Here is an 18,901-nt window from a genome sequence, read left to right on the forward strand (position 1 = left end):
TGCAAGACGCGCTGAAGCGCAATTCCAAGGGAGAAGTTTTTCATGAGCCAGAACAATACGCTCACTACTGCTAGCGGCATTCCAGTTGCCGACAATCAAAACTCTCGCTCTGCCGGTGAACGTGGCCCGTTGCTGTTAGATGATTTTCATCTTGTTGAAAAGCTGGCTCACTTCAACCGTGAAGTGATTCCTGAGCGTCGTGTACATGCAAAAGGTTCTGGGGCTTACGGTACTTTTACCGTTACTCAAAATATTACCCATCTATCCTCTGCTCGGCTTTTTGAAAGCGTAGGTAAGCAGACGCCGGTATTCTTGCGCTTTTCTACTGTTGGCGGTGAGCGTGGCTCGGCAGATACCGAACGTGATCCTCGTGGTTTTGCCTTGAAGTTTTACACGGAAGAGGGCAACTGGGATATCGTTGGTAACAACACGCCTGTTTTCTTCCTGCGTGATCCACTGAAGTTTCCCGATTTCATTCATACCCAGAAGCGCAACCCGCAGACTAACCTAAAGAGCCCGCAAATGATGTGGGACTTCTGGTCGCATTCTCCGGAGTCACTGCACCAAGTAACCATTCTGTTCTCTGATCGTGGTATTCCTGACGGCTATCGCTTCATGCATGGCTTTGGGAGCCACACGTTTAGCGTTATCAATGAAGCGGGTGAGCGGCGCTTCGTGAAGTGGCACTTTAAGAGCAAGCAGGGCATCAAGAACCTATCTCCCGCGGAAGCTACGAGGTTGGCCGGTACTGATCCAGATTATGCTCAGCGTGATCTGTTCGATGCAATCGAGCGGGGTGACTTTCCGAAATGGCGCGTTTGCATTCAGGTGATGGACGAAGCTGAAGCGTTTAGCCGTACAGAGAATCCGTTCGATGTCACCAAGGTATGGTCGCAAAAAGAGTTTCCGTTGATTGAGGTGGGTGACCTGGAGCTTAACCGTAATCCACTTAATTATTTTGCAGAGGTTGAACAGGCAGCTTTTGCTCCTAGTAACGTAGTGCCAGGGGTTGGTCTGTCGCCTGATCGAATGTTGCAGGGGCGCGTGTTCGCTTATGCTGATGCTCAGCGTTATCGTGTCGGAACCAACTATCAACAGCTGCCTGTAAATGTTCCGCGTTCGCCTTACCAGAACTACCAACGTGATGGTGCCATGCGTTTTGATGGTAATGGTGGGGCAGCGCCCAACTATGAGCCAAACAGCTTTAGCAAGGCACCCAAGCAGGCCCCTCAGTACCGTGAGCCTGCAATGACATTGAGTGGTGCAGCGGATCGTTATGATCATCGCCTGGACAAGGATTATTATTCTCAAGCAGGAGCGTTGTTCCGCCTGATGTCCGATGCGCAAAAGGCATTATTGATCGATAACATCACTGGTGCTATGCGTTCTGTTACGCGTGACGTTCAATGCCGTCAGATTGCTCATTTCCTTAAGGCGGATCGCGCTTATGGTGAGGGGATCGCCAGTGGTTTGGGTGTGTCCTTAAGCGAAGTGGAATAAGTATCGTCAGTTCAGAAGGCCCCTCCTACGAGGGGCTTTTTATTGTCTGCAAATAAATGTCGAGATAGAGGAAACACCTGACGCCCGCGGTGTGTCGCAATAAAAGAACCACACTGGGATTGATCTCATGCGTATACATCATCTTAACTGCGGTTGTATGTGTCCGTGGGGCGGTGCGCTTTTTGATGGATTCAGCAAAGGTCTGACAGGACATCTTGTTTGTCATTGTCTGTTGATTGAGACAGACAACGATGGCCTTGTCTTGGTTGATACAGGGTTTGGTGCCCGTGATGTTCATGCACCGCACAAGCGTCTTAGCGGATTTTTTATTGGGTTCAACAATATACAGTTTGAGATGCGTTATACCGCTATCGAGCAAATTCGGCAGCTTGGATTCCAGGCCAGCGATGTACGCCATATTGTGCTTACCCATCTGGACTTCGACCATGCGGGTGGTCTGGAGGATTTTCCAGACGCCACGGTTCATGTGCTAGAGCGTGAGATAAGTATGGCCCGTTTGCCTCATGGCTATATAGGCAAGCGACGCTACCGTTTTCATCAATGGGACCAGGTAAGGCGCTGGGAACTATATGAGCCTCAAGGCGAGGCATGGTATGGCTTTTCTGCAGTTCGGGATTTGAAAGGTCTGCCTCCAGAAATTCTCATGATTCCATTGGCAGGCCATACTTGGGGGCATGCGGGGATTGCCATTCAGACACCGACAGGTTGGTTGCTTCACGCTGGTGATGCTTACTTTTATCGTGAAGAAGTCGGGCAGCCGAAGCGTTCCTGTACGCCAGGTTTGCGTTTTTATCAAACGATGATGGAAGTTAACCGAGAGCTACGTCTGCGTAATCAGCAGCGGCTGCGTGAGCTTTCGTTGACACATAAGAGTGAGGTGGAGCTTTTTTGCAGTCATGATGCAAAGGAGTTGGAGCGCTGCCAGCAAAGTAGGCCGACAGAGCTCCAAGTTGTAGATGCAAAGCCTACTAACCTATAAAGGTTAGTAGGGGGCATCACGCTCGGTCACGCTCCAGCAATGGTTGCAGAAACCGTCCGGTATGCGAGGCTGGATTCTCGGCTACGTCTTCTGGTGTACCTGTCGCGATGATCTGACCGCCCTTCGAGCCGCCTTCAGGTCCTAGGTCCACCAGCCAGTCTGCCGTCTTGATAACATCCAGGTTATGCTCGATCACTACGACGGTATTGCCGTGGTCACGTAGGCGGTGAAGTACGTCAAGCAATTGCTGGATATCCGCAAAGTGAAGACCGGTTGTGGGTTCGTCAAGGATATAGAGTGTCTTGCCTGTATCACGCTTGGATAGCTCCCGAGCCAGTTTGACGCGCTGTGCTTCTCCACCAGAGAGCGTGGTTGCGCTTTGGCCCAGGCGGATATAGGACAGGCCGACATCCATCAGGGTTTGAAGCTTACGCGCCAGGGCAGGCACTGCATCAAAGAACTCACGCGCTTCTTCGATGGTCATGTCCAACACCTCTGTGATGGTCTTACCCTTGTATTTGACCTCAAGTGTTTCACGGTTGTAGCGCTTACCTTTACAGACATCGCATGACACATAAATGTCGGGCAAGAAGTGCATCTCTACCTTGATAACGCCGTCACCCTGACACGCCTCACAGCGGCCACCTTTCACGTTAAAGGAGAAGCGGCCCGGCCCGTATCCTCTGGAGCGCGCCTCTGGCACACCCGCGAACAGCTCACGTATGGGTGTGAAAATGCCCGTATAAGTCGCCGGGTTTGATCGAGGAGTGCGTCCAATAGGGCTTTGGTCGATATCGACAACTTTGTCGATATGCTGCAGGCCATCGAACGAATCATAAGGTGCTACTTCCAGTGTAGTGGCGCCGTTGAGTGCGGTAGCTGTAATAGGGAACAGGGTATTATTGATGAGGGTTGACTTGCCTGAGCCTGAAACACCTGTAATGCATGTGAACAAGCCTACTGGAATACGCAGCTCAACGTTCTGTAGGTTATTGCCGCGGGCACCTTTAATGACCAGTTCTTTCTTCTTGTCACGCTTGGTGCGCTCGGCAGGCACGACGATTTTCTTTCGTCCTGAAAGATACATACCCGTTACGGACTCTGGGTGTGCCATGACTTCTGCCGGTGTACCTTGGGCAATGATCTGGCCACCGTGTACGCCTGCCCCTGGGCCAATATCTACAACATAATCGGCAAGGCGGATTGCATCCTCATCGTGCTCTACGACGATGACAGTATTGCCCAGGTTACGCAGGTGCGTAAGTGTTCCTAACAGGCGTTCGTTGTCCCGTTGATGCAGGCCAATAGAAGGCTCATCAAGAATGTACATGACCCCGACAAGGCCTGCGCCAATCTGGCTGGCGAGGCGAATACGTTGAGCCTCGCCCCCGGAAAGTGTGTCGGCGCTGCGGTCCAGGGTGAGGTAGTCCAGTCCTACATTGACCAGGAACTGCAAGCGCTCGCGGATTTCCTTGAGAATCTTGTCTGCGATCTGGCCTTTATGTCCGGCCAGGGTCAGGTCCGCAAAGTAGCTGGTTGCATCTCCTACCGGTAAGCGCGTCACGGCAGGTAGCGTTTTGTCCCCGACCCATACGTGACGTGACTCACGGCGCAGACGTGTACCATTACACTCCGAACACGGCTGTGTGCTCAGGTATTTGGCCAACTCGTCCCGTACGCTTTGTGATTCGGTTTCACGATAGCGTCGCTCCAGATTCGGCAGAATGCCTTCGAATGGGTGAGAGCGCTTGACGATGTCTCCGCGATCGTTGAGATAGCGAAACTCTACGCCCTCACGACCAGAGCCGTTGAGCACCGCTTTCTGATGGTTGGCGCTGAGGTTCTTAAAGGGTTCTTCAAGGCTGAAGCCGTAATGGGCTGCGAGTGAACCCAGCATTTGGAAGTAATAGACGTTGCGGCGATCCCACCCGCGTACGGCCCCTTCTGCCAGGGAAAGCTCGCTATTTACAACCCGGCGTGCATCGAAAAACTGCCTAACGCCTAGGCCGTCACAGGTAGGGCAGGCACCGGCCGGGTTGTTGAACGAGAATAGCTTGGGCTCAAGCTCACCGATGGAGAATCCGCAAATCGGGCAGGAGAAGCGAGCTGAAAAGAGCACTTCTTCACCGTCCTCGCCCTCCAAGGGAGCGATTACAGCAATATCATCGGCCAGTTTAAGCGCTGTCTCAAACGATTCTGCCAAGCGCTGCTGGATGTCGCCGCGTACTTTAAAGCGATCGACCACGATTTCGATGGTGTGCTTTTTTTGCTTGTCTAGTTTGGGCAGGTCGTCTAATTCGTACAGGCGACCATCTACCCGGGCACGAACAAAGCCCTGCGCACGCATCTCTTCGAAGATAGCCTGATGCTCACCCTTGCGCTCACGGATGACAGGAGCCAGCAACATAAGGCGGCGACCTTCCGGCATGCTGACGACCTGATCGACCATCTGACTGACGGTCTGTGCTTCCAGAGGCACGTCGTGATCGGGACACCGTGGCGTGCCTACACGCGCGTAAAGCAGGCGCAGGTAATCGTAGATCTCGGTGATAGTCCCTACCGTTGAGCGAGGGTTGTGCGAGGTAGACTTCTGCTCAATGGAAATCGCAGGTGATAAGCCTTCTATGCTATCGACCTCAGGCTTTTCCATCATTGACAGGAATTGGCGAGCGTAAGCCGATAATGATTCGACGTAGCGGCGCTGCCCTTCGGCATAAAGCGTATCGAATGCCAGAGACGATTTGCCCGAGCCGGACAAGCCTGTAATGACGATGAGCTGATCGCGGGGTAGGGTAAGGTCGAAATTTTTTAGATTGTGGGTTCGCGCCCCACGGATAAGGATCTTATCCACGTATGTTATGGCCTCGCTTGGCGGGCATCTGAGAACCCGCAATTGTACGACGTCGGCCGGGTGCGCGTCGAAACGTCGCGCCTGTGCCGGACAGGTCAAGACTGGTAAAATTGTGAGTGCTCTTCAGCAGTAATTGCCGCGTTGCCAAATTGGCAACGGTACAGCCAAGGGACAGCATGTCTGGGGTATAAGTCGGCATGCTTGGGCTTCGTCCCGCTTTCCTATATGTGGTCATTCTTTCGCTATTTTTAAAGTTATCCGGCACGATGAATTTTGAGGTGCCGACAAGAGGAGTATTCATGCACGATAAGCTCAGCGACCGCATGAGCGCTTTAGAGCGCCGCGCGGCGGTCGGACTGGCCCTTGTGTTTGCCTTTCGCATGCTTGGTATGTTCATGGTGTTACCGGTGCTGGCCACCTATGGTCAGGAGCTGGCAGATGCGACGCCAGCCCTCATCGGTTTGGCAATCGGTGCTTATGGTTTGACCCAGGCTGTACTGCAAATTCCCTTCGGTACGCTTTCTGATCGTATTGGTCGGCGGCCGGTTATCATTGCCGGCCTGCTGGTGTTTGCTGCAGGTGCTGCAGTGGCTGCTAATGCGCACAGCATATGGGGTGTTATTCTGGGTCGTGTCATTCAAGGGGGCGGAGCTATTTCTGCCGCCGTGATGGCACTGCTGTCCGATCTGACTCGCGAACAGCATCGTACGAAGGCCATGGCTACCATTGGAATGAGTATTGGCGTGTCCTTTGCGGTTGCAATGGTGTCCGGTCCTCTGCTGACGCGCTCGTTTGGTTTGTCAGGTCTCTTCTGGGCGACTTCTGCGCTGGCGCTGATTGGACTCCTGTTGATTCTTTTCCTCGTGCCCAAGGGGTCGCGCGTCATGCAACATCGCGAGTCCAGTGTTGCCAAACAGGCATTAGGCAAAACGTTGCGCAACAAGGACCTTTTGCGCCTGGACCTTGGCATTGGCGTATTGCATGCCGTGCTGATGTCCAGCTTTGTAGCGCTGCCATTGGCGCTGGCTGAGCATGCCGGGTTGCCCAAGGAGCAGCACTGGTGGGTTTATCTGACTGCCTTGGTCGTAGGGTTCTTTGCCATGGTGCCCTTTATCATCTATGGCGAAAAGAAGCGGCAGATGAAGCGGGTGCTCGTGGGCGCTATTGCGGTACTGGCTTTGTGTGAGCTGTTTTTCTTTGCCTTTGATGAAAGTCTGACGGCACTGGTAATTGGCATCGTTGTGTTCTTTGCTGCCTTTAATCTGTTGGAAGCTTCACTGCCCTCGCTAGTAAGCAAGGTGGCCCCTGCTGGAGGAAAGGGGACGGCAATGGGCATCTATTCCACCAGTCAGTTTCTAGGTTCGGCGGCCGGTGGCATTCTGGGCGGCTGGCTGTTCCAGCATGGGGGGTTGAATACCGTTTTTCTAGGGTGTGCGGCGCTTTGTGTCGTTTGGCTGCTAATAGCTGTTACGATGCGCGAACCCCCTTATGTCACCAGTCTGCGCATGCCGTTGGCACCATCCGTTGCCCAGGATGCGGCATTGACTGATAGGCTAATGGCTTTGCCCGGCGTTACCGACGCGGTAGTCGTAGCGGAAGAAGCTGCGGTCTACGTTAAAATAGATACCAAACAGGTCAATCGTGAGGCCTTGGAGCGGTTGGTAAATCCCGCGCCGGCAGCTTATTGATTGATAAAGATTTCAGGAGAAGTAAATGGCTCGTGGTGTTAATAAAGTAATCCTGGTCGGGAACGTCGGCGGCGACCCGGAAACTCGTTATATGCCCAATGGCAATGCAGTGACCAATGTCACGCTGGCAACCAGTGATAGCTGGAAAGACAAGCAGACCGGCCAGCAGCAAGAGCGTACCGAGTGGCACCGCGTGGTTTTCTTTGGCAAGTTGGCTGAAATTGCTGGGGAATACCTGCGTAAAGGCTCACAGGTCTATGTGGAAGGTAGCTTGCGCACCCGTAAGTGGCAGGGCCAGGACGGACAGGACCGCTATACCACCGAGATCGTGGTGGATATCAACGGTACCATGCAGCTCCTGGGCGGCCGTGGTGGCGCGTCTGCTGGTGGTGGCGATGAATACAATCAGACTCAACAGGCGCCTCGGGCACCTCGTCCCCAGCAAGCTGCGGCGCCTCAGCGTGAAAACCGTCCGGCACCTGCGCCACAGCAGCCGGCACCAGACTACGATAGCTTTGATGACGATATCCCGTTCTGATACGTATTGAGCTGGTTCTGAACGAAAAGCCCGACTTGAAAGAGTTGGGCTTTTTTATTTTTACCGCTCAAGACGTGTGCTTCAGTTATTCCTGTTCGAGCCGATCTTTGGGGCTGCTTGTCCTTGTATTGGTGGATTGGCCTGGAAACAATAAAAACACTTTCATCTGTAGGATGTCTTTTCCTCTTTGCCCAGCGTCTATTAGTAACAGCCTCGCTGAAGAGGCACAACGGAGCTAACGAAGCCTCACTATGACTTTATTCGGCAAACCTCTGCGTCATTTGTGGGCCCATGATAAGGCCAGCTACAGTGTTCGTGTGTTTGTCGCCCTGACAGGGGCTATGGCCGTATGCTGGTATCTAGGGGATCTACGCTCCATTTCTCCTGTCTTTCTCGGAATTATTGCCAGTGCCCTGGCCGAGACCGATGACAATTGGCTGGGACGACTGAAGTCCCTGCTGGTAACGCTGGTCTGCTTTACTATCGCTGCGTTTTCTGTGGAGATACTGTTCCCTTATCCTTGGGTCTTTGTCTGCGGGCTGGCGCTGGCTACATTCTTGTTGACGTTGCTGGGCGCGCTTGGCGAGCGGTATGGCTCAATAGCCCAAGCAACAGTGATCTTGTCCATCTACGGAATGATAGGCGTGGATCAGCGGCTTGGAGGCGAGGTGCTGATCTGGCATGAGCCCGCGCTTTTGTTGGCGGGCGCCACGTGGTACGGCTTTCTATCGGTGCTATGGTGTGCCTTGTTTGCACATCAGCCGGTGCGGCAGCACCTAGCAGCTTTGTATTATGAACTGGGTCTCTTTCTACGCTACAAGGCTGATCTGCTTGAGCCGGTGCGTCAGGTAGATCTCCATGAGCGCCGTTTGAAACTGGCGCAGCAGAATGGGCGTGTTGTCGATGCACTGAACAAGGCCAAGGCCACTATTCTGATTCGCTTTGGCCGCTCAGGTAGACCAGGCGTACGTTCGGGGTTCTATTTCAAGCTCTATTTCATGGCTCAGGATATTCACGAGCGGGCCAGCTCTTCCCATTATCCTTATAGCGCATTGACCGAGGCGTTTTTCCATAGCGATGTACTGTTTCGTTGCCAGCGGTTGCTGAGTCTGCAGGCAAAGGCTTGTGCCTTGCTAGGTGAGGCTATTCGATTGCGGCAGCCCTTTGAGTATGGCCAGCAGAGTCATCAGGCTATGGCTGACCTGCACGCATCGATCGAACACCTCAAACAGCAGAACAACCCCCGTTGGCGTGGGCTGTTACGTTCTCTGGATTCGTTATCCACCAATCTGACGACTCTGGAGCGCCAGCTTTCCAATGCCAGCCAGCCTGATGTCAATATAGGAGAGTTGGATACCAGCCTGCTTGATCCAACGCCGCGCTCCCTCAAGGACATGTTGCAACGCATACGGCTGCAACTTACGCCAACATCGCTTCTGTTTCGCCATGGGCTGAGAATGGCTATTGCTCTCGCTGCCGGCTATGGCATCTTGCATCTGATTCACCCGAACTACGGCTATTGGATATTGCTCACGACTGTTTTCGTATGCCGTCCAAATTATGGCGCTACACGGGTGCGCCTGGTTCAGCGAATAGTGGGTACCGTCATAGGTCTATTGTTGGGAAATGCCTTGCTGCAGCTTTTTGGCAGTACCGAGGCTCAGCTGTCGTTGGCGGTTATCGCAGGTACGGTCTTTTTCGTGACCCGGACCGATCGATATACCATCGCCACAGCGGCTATCACGGTCATGGTGCTGTTCTGCTTCAACCAGGTGGGCGATGGTTTCGGCCTGATCTGGCCGCGTCTGCTCGATACCCTTATCGGTTGCCTAATTGCAGTATTGGCTGTCTTCTTTATCTTGCCCGACTGGCAGGGAAGACGCTTGCATCAGGTGATGGCCAACACACTGCTGACCAGCAATAACTACCTGCGTAGCGTTATCGACCAGTATCGCCACGGCAAGCGGGATGATCTGAACTACCGGGTGGCGCGGCGTAACGTACACAACGCAGACGCGACGTTATCGGCAGCACTGGCTAACATGTTGCGAGAGCCTGGGCATTTTCGCCGTAATTTAGAGGCAGGGTTTCGCTTTCTGGCGTTATCCAATACCTTGTTGGGTTATCTCTCAGCATTAGGGGCTCACCGTATACAGCTGGCTGAGCATCCCGTAGATGTCCTGATTGAAAAAGCCATGGACCGCTTGAGCGCAGGGCTGCTTGAAATAGCCCAAGCGCTCAATGAGCGGCGTTCTCTGGTGCCTACGGCAGAAGAAGAAAATGCCTTGGCTGATGAGCTGGAGCAGTTTCCGGATGATCTTGACGATGGGCATCGTCTGGTACTGACCCAATTGGCCTTGATCAGCCGTCTGCTACCCAATCTCAAGAGCGCAGCGGCCTATGTGCTACGTGCACCAAAAGAAAATACCGAAGATGAGACAACCGTTGAGGCTGTCCCATCCTGACGCGGATGACGAAAGCTTCCGCTATGCTGCACAATGATGACACTGTCGGCGTGCCTGTTTTCAGGCACGCCATTTATGATTAGATTTTGGAAGATACCCGAACTCCATGCGCATGCGCCTCATGCTGTTGGGCGGCGGTAATGCCCTGGGTCAGGCGCTGATCCGTCTGGGTGCTGAAGAAGATATTCACTTTCTTGCACCTCGTCCGCCAGCGCAGGGCTGGAACGCCAGCCACCTGACTCAGTTGCTTGATGACACCCGTCCCGATGTAATTATCAACCTGGCCTATTATTTCGACTGGTTTCAGGCCGAGCATGTCGATGATGACCAGCTCTCTCGGCAGGCCAGCGCTATCGAGCGGCTGGCTGAACTCTGCCAGCATTACTCAATTGCCTTGATACAGCCCTCCAGCTACCGTGTTTTCGATGGGAGTAGAGCGAGTGCGTATAGCGAGAAAGATGAGCCCAATCCTCTTGGTGTGCGCGGACAGGCGCTATTGACTATAGAGCAAACAGTACGTGCCTTGTGCCCCCAGCATGTTCTGTTGCGATTGGGATGGCTTCTGGATGAAAGCCCGCAAGGTGAACTGGACCGTTTCCTGTCGCGGGCTGAGGTAGGGCAATTGATGCCGCTTGCTGATGACCGTCGTGGAAGCCCAACCCCTGTCGATGACGCCGGGCGGGTTATCCTAGCCGTCATCAAGCAACTGGATTGTAGTGCTCCTCTGTGGGGGACCTATCATTACGGCGGTATTGAGGCTGTTACTCAATTGACGCTGGGACAGGCGATTATTGCCGAGGCCCTGACTCTGCACGGGATGCCAGAGCCGAACCTTGAGCCAAGAGCTCATGGCGCGACTCTCGATGCTTCTGAAGAGCCGCAAAATGCAGTGTTAGCTTGCAGAAAGATTTTGAACACGTTTGGCGTCAAGCCGCGTAACTGGCGTAGCGGAATGTCCGCTTTGCTGGACCGTTATTATCGGCAAACAGGAAGTCGCCATGACTGAGCAACCAATTCTCATAACGGGCGGAGCCGGGTTCATCGGTTCTCATCTGGTTGATGTGCTACTAGCCAAAGGTAAGCGTGTCCGGGTACTGGACGATTTCTCTACCGGTAAACGGGACAATCTCCCAGCAGATAATGCTTGGTTGGAAATCATTCAAGGGGACGTGGCCGATACCGATACGGTCTACCAAGCGATGACAGGTTGCTGTGCTGTTGTGCATTTGGCAGCTGTCGCCTCGGTTCAGGCGTCGGTAGACAACCCGGTTAGTACGCATCAGAGCAATTTTATAGGCACGTTGAATGTCTGCGAAGCCATGCGCAAGCATCATGTTCGCCGTGTGGTTTTTGCCTCAAGTGCTGCGGTATATGGGCCGAACGGAGAAGGACAGGCCATTGCCGAGGAAACGCCCAAGGCGCCGCTTACGCCCTATGCAGCTGATAAGCTGGCTGGCGAGTATTACTTTGATTTCTACCGCCGTGAGCACGCTCTGGAGCCGGTCGTCTTCCGGTTCTTCAATATATATGGCCCTCGACAGGATCCGTCTTCACCATACTCGGGGGTCATCAGTATTTTTACAGATCGAGCACGTCAGGGAGAGCCAATAACCGTTTACGGCGATGGCGAGCAGACCCGCGATTTTGTATATGTGGGCGATCTGGTAGGGCTTATTGTCCAAGGTCTTGAAAGGGTTGAACCCGTGGTTGGGCCTGTCAACGTAGGACACGGCCAGGTCGTTAGCCTGAATCAATTGTTACAGGAAGTTGGCGACTTAGTAGGCGGTCTTCCCAAGATCACACATGCAGCAACACGCGCGGGTGACATCCGTCATTCAAAAGCAGATAACTCGCGTCTCAAGGCATATTTCACTTTTGATCACGTTACGTCTATGCGTGAGGGGCTGAGCCTGTTGTTAAAGACAGACAGCTAACCATGGCGCTCCCATAAAAAAAGCCCCGTCAACCGGGGCTTTTTTTATTTGAAATAGATAATGGAACCTATTCGTTCTGTGTATCAATGGGGGCTGGCGTAGGGACTGGAGTCGACTGTGTTCTATCGATTTCCTGCTGGATCTGCTCTTCAACTGAGCCAGGTGCTGGCGGTTGATCAACCGGCTGCTGAGGTTGTTGTTGAGCGGGCTGGTCCGCTGGGCTGGAAGTCTCTGGGGCAGCGGTTTGACCGTCTGTGCCCATGATTTCCTGCTCCCGGGTAACACCCGGTTTGAAGTCGCCGGCGAGGCCTACAAGATGATCGCTGTCATCGAAAACCAGGCTCACACGCTCCTGCTGGCGCTGACCGCCACCCGGCTGCATGCTATAGAGGTAATCCCAGCGATTAGCGTGAAAAGTATCGGTAATCAGGGGGCTCCCCATGATAAACCTTACTTGTCGTCGGGTCATTCCTGGGCGAAGCTGGTCTATCATGTCCTGCGTGACAACGTTGCCCTGCTGGATATCAATTTTGTAGACCCCCGGAAAAGAACATCCGGCGAGCGTGGCGAGGCTCAGAAAGGTAAGCCCGGTCAGCGTTAGCTTGAGGTTTTGCATCGGGGGAAGACTTCCACTATCTTGCTAGGCAATGAACTCTGATCATACCTGCATTCCGAAGTGCTGCGAAGCGTTCGAAGCCGAGAAAGAACATGGTTGAAAATAACGAGCTCCGTAAAGCCGGGCTAAAAGTGACTCTTCCAAGGGTCAAGATCCTGCAAATGCTGGATTCCGCCGGTCAGCGCCATATGAGTGCTGAAGATGTATACAAGGCGTTAATGGAGGCCGGCGAGGATGTCGGGCTCGCTACTGTTTATCGTGTATTGACCCAGTTTGAAGCCGCTGGACTGGTGGATCGCCACAATTTCGATGGCGGTCATGCCGTGTTTGAGCTGGCGGATACGGGACATCATGATCACATGGTGTGTGTAGACTCAGGCGAGGTCATCGAGTTCACCGATGCCTCAATCGAAAAGCGCCAGCGTGAGATTGTTGAAGAGCACGGCTATGAGCTGGTCGATCACAATCTTGTGCTGTACGTCAAAAAAAGAAAATAAGCCTTGCTGCGCAATAAAAAACAGCGGCCTTTGCCGCTGTTTTTGTTTCGTCTTAACGCTGTTATTTCGCTGTAACCATCTTTTTGGCATGCGCAAGGGATTCGCGCGTCAGGTCGATGCCTCCTAGCATGCGGGCCACCTCCTCAATGCGGCGTTGTTTGTCGAGTATCGCAACCGCCGTCCGTGTTTCACTGACGCCACGCTCCTTGTGAACAAAGAGGTGGTGATGCCCCTGAGCCGCTACCTGTGGCAGGTGAGTAACGGTTAAAACCTGTCCATCTTCGCCGAGGCGGCGTAGCAATTGACCTACAATTTCAGCGGTAGGCCCGCCGATCCCTACATCCACTTCGTCGAATACAAGCGTAGGGACGCGTGACGTCTGGGCTGTGATGACCTGAATGGCCAAGCTGATACGAGACAGCTCGCCTCCTGACGCTACCTTAGCCAGAGTTTTCAACGGCTGACCTGGGTTTGCGCTTACGCGAAACTCCACCGTTTCTTGACCGTAAGGTTGCAGGTCGTCTGAGGATTCAGGCTGTAGCGTAATAGAGAAACGACCGCCAGGCATGCCGAGGCGCTGCATCTCTGTCTCTACTGCTGCTGCCAACTCGGGCGCACGGGTTTGTCGCCGTTCGCTCAGTTCATTGGCCTTTTCTTGATAATGACGTGCATACGCTGCTAGCTCTTCCTGGAGGCGCTCAACCGCTGCATCATCAGCATTAAGCGACTCGAGTTCACTCTGAAGCTGTGTCTGCAAGTGAACAAGTTCTTCGGGCTGTACGCGATGTTTACGCGCCATGGTGTAGATAGCATCCAGGCGCTCCTGTACTACCTGTTGGCGCTCTGGATCGGCCTCGAAGTTATCGATAAAGCGGTTGAGCTCGGAGACGGCTTCTTCGATCTGTATCTGCGCCGAACCAATTAGGTTTGTCGCTTCCTCGAGCGCTTTGGGCGCATGATTGAATCCGCCCAGGCGGTGAGTACTTGTGTTCAGGGCCGACAGGACGTTGCCGCCTTCGCCCTCGCTGCATAGGTCGATGACCTGACGACAGGCAACAAGAAGCTGCTCTGCGCTGGCTAATGTCTTCTGCTCTTGTTCAAGTGCTTCGATTTCCCCTTCGCTCAAAGCGAGATTTGCCAGCTCTTCAAGCTGATAGCTCAGCAGCTGATAGCGAGCCCGTTGCTCTTCACCGCTGCTCGACAATCGCTCAAGGGTTTGCTTGGTCTGGCGCCAACGCTGTGAAGCCAACTGTACCTGGCGTGCTAGCTCTTTTGCCTCGGCAAATTCATCCAGCAAGCGACGATGGGTATCCGTTTTCAGCAGAGACTGATGTTCATGCTGGCTATGGATGTCGATGAGCAGGCTGCCCAATGCCTTAAGGTCCCCTTGAGGGCAGGGCGACCCGTTGATATAGGCCCGTGAGCGACCTTCGGCTGTGATAACACGGCGCAAAATACACAACCCATCATTATCAAGGTCTCGCTCAGCCAGCCAGCTCTGCGCCTCAGGGATGCGTTTCAGATCAAAGGTGGCCAGAATGTCCGCCTTGTCAGCGCCAGGGCGTACTACGCCGCTATCTGCCCTGTCGCCCATGGTAAGGCCGAGCGCATCGAGCATGATCGATTTGCCGGCGCCCGTTTCGCCGGTAATCACTGTCATGCCACGCTCAAGTTCAAGATCGAGATGTTCAACAATCGCGTAATTACGGACGGACAGATGCACCAGCATGTGGGTGGGCTCCGAAATCTGTTGATCTGGTTATTTATTCAGTGGTGTTCATTTATACAGTTTTTCTTTTCGTTCTGGCAATAAGCTCAACCCTTGAAGCTTTAAATGCTGGCCCCATATAGCGGGCAGAACCGCAGGCTTTGCAGCGCTTTATATGGCGCCTCGCCTGCCAACTGATTCGACAGGAGGACGACATGGCTGACGAACAAAATCCAGATATTCAAAAGCCTGAAACCAATCAAGACGCCCAGGCTTCTCAGGGAGATGACCTGGCTGCTCGCGTAGCGTCATTGGAAGAGCAGCTAGCGGCTGCACAAGATCAGATGCTGCGTAGCGCAGCTGAGTTGCAGAACGTCCGTCGCCGCGCTGAGCAGGATGTCGAGAAAGCGCACAAGTTTGCCTTGGAAAAATTCGCGGGCGACTTACTGGCTGTGATCGATAGCCTTGAGCGTGGTCTTGAGATGTCGGATGCCAACAACGAGGCGCTGCGCCCTATGCGTGAAGGCATGGAGCTGACGCTCAAGGTTTTCCAGGACACGCTCAAGCGTTACCAGGTAGAGGTTATTGATCCGCATGGTGCGCCCTTTAATCCAGAGCATCACCAGGCTATGGCAATGGAGGAAAGTGCCAATGTCGAGCCGGGCAGTGTGCTGAAAGTTTTCCAGAAGGGCTATTCCATCAATGGGCGCCTGTTGCGTCCGGCCATGGTGGTTGTCAGCAAGGCGCCTTCGAGTCAGCAGCCGACAATTAACGAAAAGGCTTGAAATAATCTGCTCGATCCCCATTTGGTGAAACAACCGAGCAAAAAAGATCCGCAGACGGATCGCACGGAATCAAGATTTCTGGAGAGTGAACATGGGTAAGATCATTGGTATCGACCTGGGGACGACCAACTCCTGCGTGGCCATCCTCGAAAACGGCAATGTAAAGGTGCTTGAGAACGCTGAAGGCGCTCGCACCACGCCGTCCATTATTGCCTACACCAACGATGGCGAAACACTGGTAGGTCAGCCTGCTAAGCGTCAGGCGGTGACTAACCCGCAAAACACGCTGTACGCCGTCAAGCGTCTGATCGGCCGCCGCTTCGAAGAGAATGTGGTACAGAAAGATATCCAGATGGTGCCTTACAGCATCGTCAAGGCAGACAATGGTGATGCGTGGGTAGAAGTGAAGGGCCAGAAGATGGCTCCTCCGCAGATTTCTGCCGAAGTGCTGAAGAAGATGAAGAAAACCGCCGAGGATTACCTGGGCGAGACAGTAAGCGAAGCGGTAATTACCGTTCCGGCCTACTTCAATGATAGCCAGCGTCAGGCTACCAAGGATGCCGGTCGTATCGCAGGCTTGGATGTTAAGCGAATCATCAACGAGCCGACGGCTGCTGCGCTGGCGTATGGCCTGGACAAGGCCAAGGGCGACCACACCGTTATCGTGTACGATCTGGGTGGCGGTACCTTCGACGTGTCCGTGATTGAAATCGCGGAAGTGGATGGGGAACACCAGTTCGAAGTACTGGCGACCAATGGTGATACCTTCCTGGGTGGTGAGGACTTCGATATTCGTCTGATCGACTATCTGGTAGACGAATTCAAAAAAGAAAGCGGCATCAACCTCAAGGGTGATCCGCTAGCTATGCAGCGTCTGAAAGAAGCTGCTGAGAAAGCCAAGATCGAGCTTTCTTCGGCTCAACAGACTGATGTGAACCTGCCGTACATTACCGCAGACGCAACAGGCCCCAAGCACCTGAACGTGAAGATCTCCCGTGCCAAGCTGGAGTCGCTGGTTGAGGACTTGGTCGAGCGCACCATCGAGCCCTGCCGCACGGCACTGAAGGATGCCGGTATCGATGTGTCCAGCATCGATGAGGTGATCCTGGTTGGTGGTCAGACGCGTATGCCTCTGGTTCAGAAGCGTGTAGCTGAGTTCTTTGGCAAAGAAGCACGTAAAGATGTCAATCCTGACGAAGCGGTAGCTATCGGCGCTGCGATTCAGGGTGCCGTTCTGGCAGGTGACGTTAAAGATGTTCTGCTACTAGACGTAAGTCCGCTGACGCTGGGCATCGAAACCATGGGCGGCGTGATGACTCCGCTGATCGAGAAAAACACTACGATTCCAACCAAAAAGTCGCAGGTGTTCTCGACGGCAGATGATAACCAGAGCGCTGTGACTATTCATGTGCTGCAGGGTGAGCGTAAGCAGGCTGCACAGAACAAGTCCCTGGGTAAGTTTGACTTGGCTGAGATTCCGCCAGCACCCCGTGGCGTACCGCAGATCGAGGTCACATTCGATATTGATGCCAACGGCATTCTGCATGTGTCTGCCAAGGACAAGGCCACTGGTAAGCAGCAGTCCATTGTCATCAAGGCGTCTTCTGGTCTTTCCGAAGAAGAGATCCAGCAGATGGTTCGTGATGCCGAGGCCAATGCTGATGAGGACCGTAAGTTCGAAGAGCTGGTAACTGCACGTAACCAGGGCGATGCGCTGGCGCACGGCACGCGCAAGATGCTTACCGAAGCGGGTGACAAGGCGAGCGCTGAGGAAAAAGCGGCCATCGAAAAAGCGCTTGGTGAGCTTGAAGCAGCGGTGAAGGGTGATGACAAAGAGGTCATCGAGGCCAAGATGAACGCTTTGTCTCAGGCTTCTGCTCCGTTGGCTCAGAAGATGTATGCTGAGCAGCCTGCTCCAAATGCAGAAGGCGCAGCCAAGGCAGATACCAACAGCGACAAGCCTGCCGGCGATGACGTTGTGGATGCCGAGTTCGAAGAGGTCAAGGACAATAAGTAAGCCTCGCGCTTGCTTGAGCCCCGGCAGGTCACTTGACCTGCCTGATCCGCTGCGCGGGAGCCTGCCTCCCGCGTTGGCGTGTCTGGAGGGTTGAAAAATGAAGGTGCAGGAAACTTATGGCCAAGCGTGATTATTACGAGATTCTTGGTGTCGAGCGTGGCGCTAGTGATGCTGACCTGAAAAAGGCTTACAGGCGCCTTGCGATGAAATATCACCCGGACCGTAATCCGGGCGATAAGGCCGCTGAGGAAAAATTCAAAGAGGCCAATGAGGCCTATGAAGTGCTGTCCGATGCGGGTAAGCGCTCTGCATACGACCAATATGGGCATGCAGGGGTTGATCCCAGCATGGGGGCTGGTGGCTTCGGCGCCGGAGCGGCAGGCGCCAGCTTCTCTGACATATTCGGCGATGTGTTTAGTGACTTCTTTGGTAACGCTCGTGGAGGCGGACGTGGTGGTCCGCAGCGTGGCGCAGACCTGCGTTATACGCTGGATCTAGACCTTGAAGAGGCTGTACGTGGCACTAATGTCACGATCCGTGTCCCGACACTGGTCGGGTGTAAGACCTGTGATGGCAGCGGTGCAAAGCCCGGCACGTCGCCAACTACCTGTACGACCTGTGGTGGTATTGGTCAGGTTCGCATGCAGCAAGGCTTCTTTTCGGTTCAACAGACCTGTCCGCGGTGTCATGGCACTGGCAAGATCATTCCTGAGCCATGCCAGACCTGTCATGGTCAGGGGCGTATCGAAGAGCAGAAGACGCTGTCGGTCAAGGTTCCGGCAGGTGTTGATACCGGTGACCGCATCCGCCTTTCTGGCGAGGGCGAGGCGGGAACGATGGGTGGGCCGGCCGGCGATCTATATGTGGTTGTGAACGTTCGTGAGCATGCCATCTTCCAGCGTGACGGTAAGCATCTCTATTGTGAAGTGCCGATCAGCTTTGCCGATGCGGCGCTGGGAGGCGAGCTGGAGGTGCCAACGCTCGACGGCCGTGTGAAGCTCAAGATTCCAGAAGCCACCCAGACAGGCAAAATGTTCCGCTTGCGCGGTAAGGGTGTTGTGCCTGTGCGCGGGGGGGGGGCGGGTGATCTGATGTGCCGTGTGGTGGTCGAGACGCCTGTTAATCTGGACAAGCGCCAGCGTGAGCTGCTCGAAGAGTTCCGTAATACACTTCAAGGCAATAGCTCGCACTCGCCGCGTGCCAGTGGGTGGTTCGATGGTATGAAGCGGTTTTTCGACGATCTATAAGCTAGGCGGGCACAGGCCTGGCGGCGTGTCGGCCTGTTGCTAGCGGCATGGAGCA

Annotated in this window: 14 protein-coding genes; 11 read left to right on the forward strand and 3 right to left on the reverse strand. The window is 54.0% G+C overall.

Features of this window, described 5'->3' with window-relative positions:
- Window positions 1–42 precede the first annotated feature (42 nt).
- Together GM154_RS13615 and GM154_RS13620 are read left to right on the forward strand one after the other, a co-directional pair.
- On the forward strand, window positions 43–1,500 hold the full coding sequence (locus GM154_RS13615) for a catalase (protein ID WP_219652510.1): 1,458 nt from the start codon (window positions 43–45) through the stop codon (window positions 1,498–1,500).
- Window positions 1,501–1,627: 127 nt separating this feature from the next.
- Window positions 1,628–2,500, forward strand: coding sequence for an MBL fold metallo-hydrolase (locus GM154_RS13620; RefSeq protein ID WP_219652511.1), 873 nt, complete (start codon window positions 1,628–1,630; stop codon window positions 2,498–2,500).
- A 16-nt stretch (window positions 2,501–2,516) separates the two neighbouring features.
- Here the strand turns inward: GM154_RS13620 and uvrA are convergent, their stop codons facing one another.
- Window positions 2,517–5,351: an excinuclease ABC subunit UvrA gene (gene uvrA / locus GM154_RS13625; RefSeq protein WP_019366100.1), complete on the reverse strand. Its 2,835-nt coding sequence runs from the start codon at window positions 5,349–5,351 to the stop codon at window positions 2,517–2,519.
- A gap of 299 nt (window positions 5,352–5,650) precedes the next feature.
- On the opposite strand from uvrA, the gene GM154_RS13630 reads away from it, so the two are divergent.
- From GM154_RS13630 to GM154_RS13650, 5 genes are all read left to right on the forward strand, one after another.
- Window positions 5,651–7,039 (forward strand): MFS transporter, encoded by a 1,389-nt coding sequence (locus GM154_RS13630; RefSeq protein WP_219652512.1) that lies wholly within the window; start codon window positions 5,651–5,653, stop codon window positions 7,037–7,039.
- A gap of 25 nt (window positions 7,040–7,064) precedes the next feature.
- Window positions 7,065–7,577, forward strand: coding sequence for a single-stranded DNA-binding protein (ssb, locus tag GM154_RS13635; RefSeq protein WP_019366098.1), 513 nt, complete (start codon window positions 7,065–7,067; stop codon window positions 7,575–7,577).
- Between the two features lie 251 nt (window positions 7,578–7,828).
- Window positions 7,829–10,042 (forward strand): YccS family putative transporter, encoded by a 2,214-nt coding sequence (yccS, locus tag GM154_RS13640; RefSeq protein ID WP_219652513.1) that lies wholly within the window; start codon window positions 7,829–7,831, stop codon window positions 10,040–10,042.
- Between the two features lie 106 nt (window positions 10,043–10,148).
- Complete coding sequence (locus GM154_RS13645; RefSeq protein ID WP_010796788.1) at window positions 10,149–11,048, forward strand: sugar nucleotide-binding protein; 900 nt, start codon at window positions 10,149–10,151, stop codon at window positions 11,046–11,048.
- A complete protein-coding gene (locus tag GM154_RS13650; protein ID WP_219652514.1) occupies window positions 11,041–11,976 on the forward strand; it encodes an NAD-dependent epimerase/dehydratase family protein in 936 nt (311 codons plus the stop codon). Before GM154_RS13645 ends, GM154_RS13650 begins: the two co-directional genes overlap by 8 nt.
- Before the next feature lie 67 nt (window positions 11,977–12,043).
- Here GM154_RS13650 and GM154_RS13655 read toward each other — a convergent pair whose 3' ends face one another.
- Window positions 12,044–12,592: an outer membrane protein assembly factor BamE gene (locus GM154_RS13655; RefSeq protein ID WP_010796790.1), complete on the reverse strand. Its 549-nt coding sequence runs from the start codon at window positions 12,590–12,592 to the stop codon at window positions 12,044–12,046.
- 92 nt (window positions 12,593–12,684) lie between these two features.
- Here GM154_RS13655 and fur point away from each other — a divergent pair, with 92 nt between their 5' ends.
- Window positions 12,685–13,089, forward strand: a complete 405-nt coding sequence (gene fur / locus GM154_RS13660; RefSeq protein WP_010796791.1) for a ferric iron uptake transcriptional regulator — start codon at window positions 12,685–12,687, stop codon at window positions 13,087–13,089.
- A 61-nt stretch (window positions 13,090–13,150) separates the two neighbouring features.
- Here fur and recN read toward each other — a convergent pair whose 3' ends face one another.
- The gene (recN, locus tag GM154_RS13665) at window positions 13,151–14,818 is read right to left on the reverse strand and encodes a DNA repair protein RecN (protein ID WP_219652515.1); all 1,668 of its coding nucleotides are present in this window, start codon (window positions 14,816–14,818) and stop codon (window positions 13,151–13,153) included.
- 194 nt (window positions 14,819–15,012) lie between these two features.
- Between recN and grpE the strand changes: the two genes are divergently transcribed.
- The 3 genes from grpE (at window position 15,013) to dnaJ (ending at window position 18,846) form a co-directional block, all read left to right on the forward strand.
- Entirely contained in the window at window positions 15,013–15,582 is a 570-nt protein-coding gene (gene grpE, locus GM154_RS13670; RefSeq protein ID WP_010796793.1) for a nucleotide exchange factor GrpE, read from the forward strand.
- A 91-nt stretch (window positions 15,583–15,673) separates the two neighbouring features.
- Complete coding sequence (gene dnaK, locus GM154_RS13675) at window positions 15,674–17,599, forward strand: molecular chaperone DnaK (RefSeq protein WP_219652516.1); 1,926 nt, start codon at window positions 15,674–15,676, stop codon at window positions 17,597–17,599.
- 116 nt (window positions 17,600–17,715) lie between these two features.
- Window positions 17,716–18,846 carry a molecular chaperone DnaJ gene (gene dnaJ / locus GM154_RS13680; protein ID WP_010796795.1) on the forward strand — a complete coding sequence of 377 codons (1,131 nt, stop codon included), beginning with the start codon at window positions 17,716–17,718 and terminating at the stop codon, window positions 18,844–18,846.
- Window positions 18,847–18,901 lie beyond the last annotated feature (55 nt).

Source organism: Pseudomonas sp. MAG002Y (assembly GCF_019400845.1).
Classification (GTDB): domain Bacteria; phylum Pseudomonadota; class Gammaproteobacteria; order Pseudomonadales; family Pseudomonadaceae; genus Chryseomonas; species Chryseomonas luteola.

Coding starts and splice junctions, on each gene's coding strand:
- GM154_RS13615 (WP_219652510.1), top strand. CDS start 43: ATGAGCCAGAACAATACGCTCACTACTGCTAGCGGCATTCCAGTTGCC.
- GM154_RS13620 (WP_219652511.1), top strand. CDS start 1,628: ATGCGTATACATCATCTTAACTGCGGTTGTATGTGTCCGTGGGGCGGT.
- GM154_RS13630 (WP_219652512.1), top strand. CDS start 5,651: ATGCACGATAAGCTCAGCGACCGCATGAGCGCTTTAGAGCGCCGCGCG.
- ssb (WP_019366098.1), top strand. CDS start 7,065: ATGGCTCGTGGTGTTAATAAAGTAATCCTGGTCGGGAACGTCGGCGGC.
- yccS (WP_219652513.1), top strand. CDS start 7,829: ATGACTTTATTCGGCAAACCTCTGCGTCATTTGTGGGCCCATGATAAG.
- GM154_RS13645 (WP_010796788.1), top strand. CDS start 10,149: ATGCGCATGCGCCTCATGCTGTTGGGCGGCGGTAATGCCCTGGGTCAG.
- GM154_RS13650 (WP_219652514.1), top strand. CDS start 11,041: ATGACTGAGCAACCAATTCTCATAACGGGCGGAGCCGGGTTCATCGGT.
- GM154_RS13655 (WP_010796790.1), bottom strand. CDS start 12,592: ATGCAAAACCTCAAGCTAACGCTGACCGGGCTTACCTTTCTGAGCCTC.
- fur (WP_010796791.1), top strand. CDS start 12,685: ATGGTTGAAAATAACGAGCTCCGTAAAGCCGGGCTAAAAGTGACTCTT.
- recN (WP_219652515.1), bottom strand. CDS start 14,818: ATGCTGGTGCATCTGTCCGTCCGTAATTACGCGATTGTTGAACATCTC.
- grpE (WP_010796793.1), top strand. CDS start 15,013: ATGGCTGACGAACAAAATCCAGATATTCAAAAGCCTGAAACCAATCAA.
- dnaK (WP_219652516.1), top strand. CDS start 15,674: ATGGGTAAGATCATTGGTATCGACCTGGGGACGACCAACTCCTGCGTG.
- dnaJ (WP_010796795.1), top strand. CDS start 17,716: ATGGCCAAGCGTGATTATTACGAGATTCTTGGTGTCGAGCGTGGCGCT.